5 protein-coding genes and 2 pseudogenes are annotated in these 6,776 nt (G+C 64.9%); 4 read left to right on the top strand and 3 right to left on the bottom strand.

Going from position 1 to position 6,776, the window contains the following annotated elements:
* Window positions 1-273, bottom strand: a pseudogene (locus NFW30_RS18640) (MarR family transcriptional regulator); the annotation flags it as partial.
* Between the two features lie 259 nt (window positions 274-532).
* Between NFW30_RS18640 and NFW30_RS18635 the strand changes: the two are divergent.
* Window positions 533-1,336: pseudogene (locus NFW30_RS18635) on the top strand (reverse transcriptase domain-containing protein); the annotation flags it as partial.
* A gap of 61 nt (window positions 1,337-1,397) precedes the next feature.
* On the opposite strand, the gene NFW30_RS18630 reads toward NFW30_RS18635, so the two are convergent.
* A complete protein-coding gene (locus tag NFW30_RS18630; RefSeq protein WP_295349575.1) occupies window positions 1,398-2,300 on the bottom strand; it encodes a polysaccharide deacetylase family protein in 903 nt (300 codons plus the stop codon).
* A 53-nt stretch (window positions 2,301-2,353) separates the two neighbouring features.
* On the bottom strand, window positions 2,354-2,725 hold the full coding sequence (locus tag NFW30_RS18625) for an Mth938-like domain-containing protein (protein WP_295349576.1): 372 nt from the start codon (window positions 2,723-2,725) through the stop codon (window positions 2,354-2,356).
* A 147-nt stretch (window positions 2,726-2,872) separates the two neighbouring features.
* On the opposite strand from NFW30_RS18625, the gene alaC reads away from it, so the two are divergent.
* The 3 genes from alaC (at window position 2,873) to NFW30_RS18610 (ending at window position 6,679) form a co-directional block, all read left to right on the top strand.
* Window positions 2,873-4,057, top strand: coding sequence for an alanine transaminase (gene alaC, locus NFW30_RS18620; RefSeq protein WP_295349577.1), 1,185 nt, complete (start codon window positions 2,873-2,875; stop codon window positions 4,055-4,057).
* Window positions 4,058-4,067: 10 nt separating this feature from the next.
* Complete coding sequence (locus NFW30_RS18615) at window positions 4,068-5,300, top strand: pyridoxal phosphate-dependent aminotransferase (RefSeq protein ID WP_295349578.1); 1,233 nt, start codon at window positions 4,068-4,070, stop codon at window positions 5,298-5,300.
* A gap of 68 nt (window positions 5,301-5,368) precedes the next feature.
* On the top strand, window positions 5,369-6,679 hold the full coding sequence (locus NFW30_RS18610) for a homoserine dehydrogenase (protein WP_295349579.1): 1,311 nt from the start codon (window positions 5,369-5,371) through the stop codon (window positions 6,677-6,679).
* Window positions 6,680-6,776 lie beyond the last annotated feature (97 nt).

Here is a 6,776-nt window from a genome sequence, read left to right as displayed (position 1 = left end):
ACCCCGGAATAGCTCGGGACGGAGAGGCTTGAATAGGGCGGGACGTAACACCTGCGCGGTCGCCAGAGCCTGTGCGGCTTCACGAATGCGATCGCGCAGCGGTTCGGCAAAGCGCGGGTAGTCAAAAATTCGAAGGTGTCGGGCATTGAGAAAACTCGTCATCCCCGCCGCGTAGCACGCGCCGGGCAACGTGCCCGTAATCACGATCCGGTCGTAGCAGGAGAGCGTTCCGGCAAGCCGCTCGTGATAGCGATCGGTCAGCATCTGTGTCATGGTCGCCTCCGCTTATCCCGTTTTGGCTATGACAGAAACCTCATCCTGTTTGGTTCCGGCTTCGCCGGCTTAGGGAGGCCAAGCGAGTCCCGTCACGGTCGGGTGTCTTGCCGGGAGTCTGGTCAGTGCCCCCCCAATCGGTCCCTTCTGCTGGAATGAGTGACCGGCTCTGGTCCGGCAGGATCAGCAGGAGATACGGGCCACTGGTTCGGCGCGTATAACTCAAAACCCGCAGGGCGCGACCCGCGAAAGGGTGGCCCGGGTCAACCACGACATTCTGATGGACAGGCTATCGAGGCGAATCGACGACAAGGCCGTGCTGCGGCTGATTCGCCGTTACCTTGTGGCCGGCATCATGGATGGCGGGGTGGTCATGCAGCGGTATGAGGGGACGCCGCAAGGCGGTCCGTTATCGCCGCTCCTGGCCAATGTGCTGCTCGACGAGGTGGACCGGGCCCTGGAAACGCGTGGGCATCGTTTCGTTCGCTATGCCGACGACTGCAATGTCTATGTGCGCAGTCGCCAGGCGGGCGAGCGGGTTCTCGATGGTCTGCGCCGCCTCTATGACCGACTTCACCTGAAGGTGAATGAAGCCAAAACGGCGGTTGCGTCGGCGATCGGTCGCAAGTTTCTGGGCTACGCGTTGTGGCGCAGTGCGGGCGACCGGATCAAATGCGCCGTGGCCAGAAAGGCTTTGGACACCTACAAGCAACGCATCCGACTATTGACGCGTCGCTCGGGCGGGCGCAGCCTGCCTGAGGTAGTAAAACGGCTCCGGACTTACCTGCCGGGCTGGAAGGGGTACTTTCAGCTTGCGCAGACGCCGAAAGTGTTTCGCGAACTCGACGAGTGGTTGCGTCACCGGTTGCGTGCTCTGCAACTCAAACACTGGCGTCGGGGTACGACGATGTATCGGGAATTACTGGCGTTGGGTGCCTCTGAGCAGGATGCCCAGCGGATCGCCGCAAACAGCCGTCGCTGGTGGCATAACAGCCGCTTCGCGCTGAATCGTGTGATGCCGATCGCCTACTTCGACCGACTCGGCGTGCCGCGTCTCTCATAACCTCAACCACTCGAACCGCCCGGTGCGGACCCGCATGCCGGGTGGTGTGGCAGGGGGACGGTCAGGTAATCTGGCCGCCCCTATGCCGATCCGCCGGCAGGAAAGCCTTTCCCTGCAGCATGCGCGGGCCGATGCGCCCCGGGATGCTGGCGAAGACCACTTCATGCCGCGGCAAGGTGACGATGTTGCGCGAACCGATCAGCTCGCGCAGCGTCGATGACTCATGCCCGCGAGCTTGCCACTCGCGGAGCAGGTGCTCGAACGCCGGGATGAAACACATTCCCTCGAGTTCGGCGCGCAGCGTGAAGACGTGGTCGCCGGCGACGCGCGATGGTTCTTCGACCAGCCGCTCGATCGCCTGCTCGAGCGACGTCGAGCCGGTCGCCAGCAGCTCGTCGATCGTCGGCAGTGTCGTCGGCAACTGTGGACAGAGGACGATTTCGCCGTCGATGACCGGTATGAACGGCGATGTCCCGCGGCAGTCGCTGGCGTATCCCATGCCAAGGCGCTGTGTCAGGCGCAGGGCATGGCGGTTCGTCCGCCAGCCGGGCGCTGCGCAGGCATGCGGCGGCTCACCGAAGATGTCACTGAAACGCCGGCAGGCCCGCGTCATCTCCGCTTCGATCCAGGTGTTTTCGGCGGCTGGCGAGCGGGCTTCCCAGCGCACACGGTCCCAGGCATGCACGGCGACCTCGAAGCCGGCATCGCGTGCCCGAAGCATACCGTCGACGCAGCGGACGCCGATTCGAGGGGCCGGCAGCAGCAGGCCATAGAGGCGTGTGAGGCGATCGTGGTACCTTGCCGGCGACAGCCGCCGCGACTCGCGTCCGCCGTGGTCGGGGCCGAACGTGAAGAAGAAGCTGGCAGCCGCCCGGTGCCGCTGCAACAGGTCGATCAGCGCCGGGACGCCGTGCAGCGTGCCGCGGCAGCTGCCGACGTCAATCTTGAAGGCGATGCGTGTCAAGGCTGGCGAAGGCTGGACCTGGCGGTGTGCAGCGAGCGGGGCGCGGCTTGCGCTCAGGCGAGGAGCAGGCCGGCGGCGACTCGACGCCCCTCGCCGACGAGGACGTTGTAAGTGCGGCAGGCGGCCGCCAGATCCATCACCTCGAGCCCCCGCTGCGCGCGTACCAGCGGTAGCAGCAGTTCGGGCCTGGGGAAGCGCAGCCGCTTGCCGGTACCGAGGAGGACGATGTCGGCGTCGAGCCCGGCGAGCAGCTCGAAGTCGGCGATGCTCAGCGTCTCGAAGCTGGCCAGCGTCCACTCGGGCAGCAGGCGGTCGGGCAGCACGGCGAGGTTGCAGGAGTGGCGGATGCCGTTCACGACGACATGGTCGTCGCCGTAGGCGGTGAAGGTGTTGAGGTTTTCAGTCCGGGTGTTCTGAAGCTTCATCGAAATTGCGGCACGGCAGTCGTTGAAGTAGGATTATAGCTTTTTTGCCTTCCCAGTCCGGCTTTGCCGTTTGCGGCCGATGTCGTCGGCGGTCCGTCGAACGAGCGGCACGCGCCGTTGGCGCCGATCACTTCCCGAGTCTCGACCATGAGAGAGTTCTCCCGCATCAACCGCCTGCCACCCTATGTCTTCAGTATCACCAGCGAGCTGAAGATGGCCGCCCGCCGGCGTGGCGAGGACATCATCGACATGAGCATGGGCAATCCCGACGGGCCGACGCCGCAGCACATCACGGACAAGCTGGTCGAAGCGGCGCTGCGCGAGAACACGCACGGCTACTCGGTTTCGAAGGGAATCCCGCGCCTGCGTCGGGCGATCTGTGACTGGTACCAGCGGCGCTACGCCGTCAGCCTGGATCCGGAGACCGAGGCGGTGGTGACGATCGGCTCGAAGGAAGGGCTGGCACACCTGATGCTGGCGACGCTCGATCGCGGCGACACCGTCCTCGTCCCCAATCCGTCGTACCCGATCCATATTTACGGCGCGATCATCGCCGGCGCGGATATCCGCTCGGTGCGGATGACGCCGGATGTCGATTTCATCGAAGAAGTGCAGCGGGCGATCCGCGAGTCGATCCCGAAGCCAAGAATGATGATCCTCGGCTTTCCGAGCAACCCGACGGCGCGCTGTGTCGACCTCGAGTTCTTCCAGCGCATCATCGCCCTCGCCAGGCAGCACGACATCCTGGTGGTGCATGACCTGGCGTACGCGGACATCGTCTTCGACGGTTACCAGGCGCCGTCGATCATGCAGGTCGACGGCGCGCGTGAGGTCGCGGTCGAGTTCTTCACCATGTCGAAGAGCTACAACATGGCCGGCTGGCGGGTCGGCTACATGGTGGGCAACCAGGAACTGTGTCACGCGCTGGTGCGGATCAAGAGTTATCATGACTACGGTACTTTCACGCCGATCCAGGTGGCGTCGGTGATTGCCCTCGATGGTCCGCAGCAATGTGTCGAGGAAGCACGCCAGCTCTACCAGGGGCGTCGCAACGTGCTCGCCAGGGGCCTGCACGAAGCCGGCTGGATGGTCGAAATACCGCGCGCCTCGATGTACATCTGGGCGCGCATCCCGGAAGCCTATCGCCAGATGGGGTCGCTGGAGTTTTCCAAGAAGCTGCTCGCCGAGGCGCGCGTCGCGGTGTCGCCGGGCGTCGGTTTCGGCGAGTACGGCGATGACCACGTGCGCTTCGCGCTGATCGAGAACGAGGAGCGGACGCGGCAGGCGGTGCGCGGCATCAAGGACATGTTCAGGAAGGATGGCCTGCTCTGAGGCCTGCACGATGAAACCGGTACTGAAATCGAACAAGCTTGACAACGTCTGCTACGACATCCGCGGCGCCGTGCTGCAGCGCGCGAAGCAGATGGAGGAAGACGGGCATCACATCATCAAGCTGAACATCGGCAACCTCGCCGCATTCGGCTTCGACGCGCCGGAGGAAATCCAGCTCGACATGATCCGCAACCTGCCGGGCGCCGCCGGCTACGCTGATTCGAAGGGGATCTTCTCGGCGCGCAAGGCGGTGATGCACTACACGCAGCAGAAGCACATCAAGGGTGTGACGCTCGAAGACATCTACATCGGCAATGGCGTCTCCGAACTGATCGTGATGGCGATGAACGCGCTGCTCAACATCGGCGACGAAGTCCTCGTGCCGGCGCCGGATTACCCGTTGTGGACGGCGGCGGTGAGCCTGTCGAGCGGCACGCCGCGACACTACCTCTGCGACGAGGCAAATGGCTGGTTGCCGGATCTCGATGATCTGCGGGCGAAGATCACGCCGCGGACGCGGGCGCTGGTGGTGATCAACCCGAACAACCCGACCGGCGCCCTCTACCCGGAGGAAGTCTTGCGCGAGTTGGTCGAGATTGCCCGGGTACACGGCCTGATCATCTACGCCGACGAGGTGTACGACAAGGTGCTGTACGACGGCGCGACGCATACGGCGATCGCGTCGCTGTCCGAGGACGTGCTGACCGTGAGCTTCAACGGTCTCTCCAAGAACTACCGCTCCTGCGGCTATCGGGCTGGCTGGATGGTCGTTTCCGGCGATCTGCGCGGCGCCCGCGACTACATCGAGGGGCTCGACATGCTCGCGTCGATGCGCCTGTGCGCCAACGTGCCGGCGCAGCACGCGATCCAGACCGCACTGGGCGGCTACCAGAGCATCGACGACCTGGTCGCTCCGGGAGGACGCATGTGCCGTCAGCGCGATCTCGCGCATGCTCTGATCACCGCCATTCCGGGCGTCAGTTGCGTCAAGCCGCAGGCGGCGCTGTACATGTTTCCCCGCCTCGACCCGGCGATCTATCCGATTGCCAACGACCAGGACTTCATCGCCGAGCTGCTCACCGAGGAGCGTGTCCTGCTCGTGCAGGGCAGCGGTTTCAACTGGCCGGCGCCCGACCACTTTCGCCTCGTCTTCCTGCCCTACGAAGACGATCTGCGCGACGCCATCGCCCGCATCGCCCGCTTTCTCGCCCACTATAGCAAGCGCGCAGCAACGGCGGCGTGACAGGCACCGCGGACGGTCGCCAAGGCGGCTGCCGCGTCTCCTCGACAACCCTCACTCCTGACTGCTCCATGAAAGCTATCAACGTTGGACTACTTGGCATCGGCACCGTCGGCGGCGGGACGTTCTCGGTCCTCAGCCGCAATGGCGAGGAGATCGCCCGCCGTGCTGGCCGACCGATTCGCATCAGCGTCGTCGCCGACCGCAACCCGGCGCGGGCGCAGGAGCTGACGGCTGGCGCCTGCCGCGTGACCGACGACGCCTTTGCCGTCGTCCGCGATCCGGAGGTGGATATCGTCGTCGAACTCATCGGCGGCTGCGATGTGGCCAGGGAACTCGTGCTGCAGGCCATCGACAACGGCAAGCATGTGGTGACGGCCAACAAGGCGCTGCTCGCCAAGCATGGCAACGAGATCTTCGCTGCCGCTCGTGAGAAGGGGGTGATGGTGGCCTTCGAGGCGGCGGTCGCCGGTGGCATCCCGATCATCAAGGCGCTGCGCGAAGGACTGACGGCGAACCGCATCGAATGGATCGCCGGCATCATCAACGGTACGACCAACTTCATCCTTTCCGAGATGCGCGACAAGGGGCTGCCGTTCGCCACGGTGCTCGCGGAGGCGCAGCGCCTCGGTTACGCCGAGGCTGATCCGACCTTCGATGTCGAGGGGGTGGATGCGGCGCACAAGCTCAGCATCATGTCGGCAATCGCCTTCGGCACCGCGATGAACTTCGACAAGGCACACATCGAGGGCATCAGCCGGCTCGATGCGGCCGACATCCGCTACGCCGAGCAACTCGGTTACCGCATCAAGCTGCTCGGCATCACCAAGCGGACCGCTGCGGGTGTCGAGCTGCGCGTGCATCCGACGCTGATCCCGTCGAAGCGACTGATCGCCAACGTCGAGGGGGCGATGAACGCGGTCCTGGTCAAGGGCGATGCGGTCGGTGCGACGCTCTACTACGGCAAGGGCGCCGGTGCCGAACCCACCGCTTCGGCAGTCATCGCCGATCTTGTAGACGTCACCCGCATGCACACCGCCGACCCCGAACATCGCGTGCCCCACCTGGCGTTCCAGCCCGACGCGATGGTCGACCTGGCGATCCTGCCGATCTCCGCCGTGGTGAGCAGCTACTACCTGCGCCTGCGGGTCGAGGACCGGCCGGGTGTGCTGGCGGACGTGACGCGGATTCTCGCCGACAACGGCATCTCGATCGTCGCCATGATCCAGCGCGAACCGGGCGAGGGCGAGGAGCAGACGGACATCATCATGCTGACCCACAAGACGCGCGAACGGGAGGTCGATATGGCGATTGCCGCCATCGAGTCGCTGGCGGCGGTGCGCGGGCGCATCATCCGGCTGCGCCTGGAGGAACTGCTCTAGCACCGTGACACACCGCAGTCCAGCCCGGGTCTGGCAGGGCAGTTGTCTCTTGACAGCAGGCCTGCAGGACCGTTGTCTGCAGGGTGTTGGCAAACCG

It is taken from the genome of Accumulibacter sp. (genome assembly GCF_023806635.1).
GTDB lineage: Bacteria > Pseudomonadota > Gammaproteobacteria > Burkholderiales > Rhodocyclaceae > Accumulibacter.
Note: the sequence above shows the minus strand (reverse complement) of the source record. Positions and strands in the feature narration are given on the sequence as shown.

Coding starts and splice junctions, on each gene's coding strand:
- NFW30_RS18625 (WP_295349576.1), bottom strand. CDS start 2,725: ATGAAGCTTCAGAACACCCGGACTGAAAACCTCAACACCTTCACCGCC.
- alaC (WP_295349577.1), top strand. CDS start 2,873: ATGAGAGAGTTCTCCCGCATCAACCGCCTGCCACCCTATGTCTTCAGT.
- NFW30_RS18615 (WP_295349578.1), top strand. CDS start 4,068: ATGAAACCGGTACTGAAATCGAACAAGCTTGACAACGTCTGCTACGAC.
- NFW30_RS18610 (WP_295349579.1), top strand. CDS start 5,369: ATGAAAGCTATCAACGTTGGACTACTTGGCATCGGCACCGTCGGCGGC.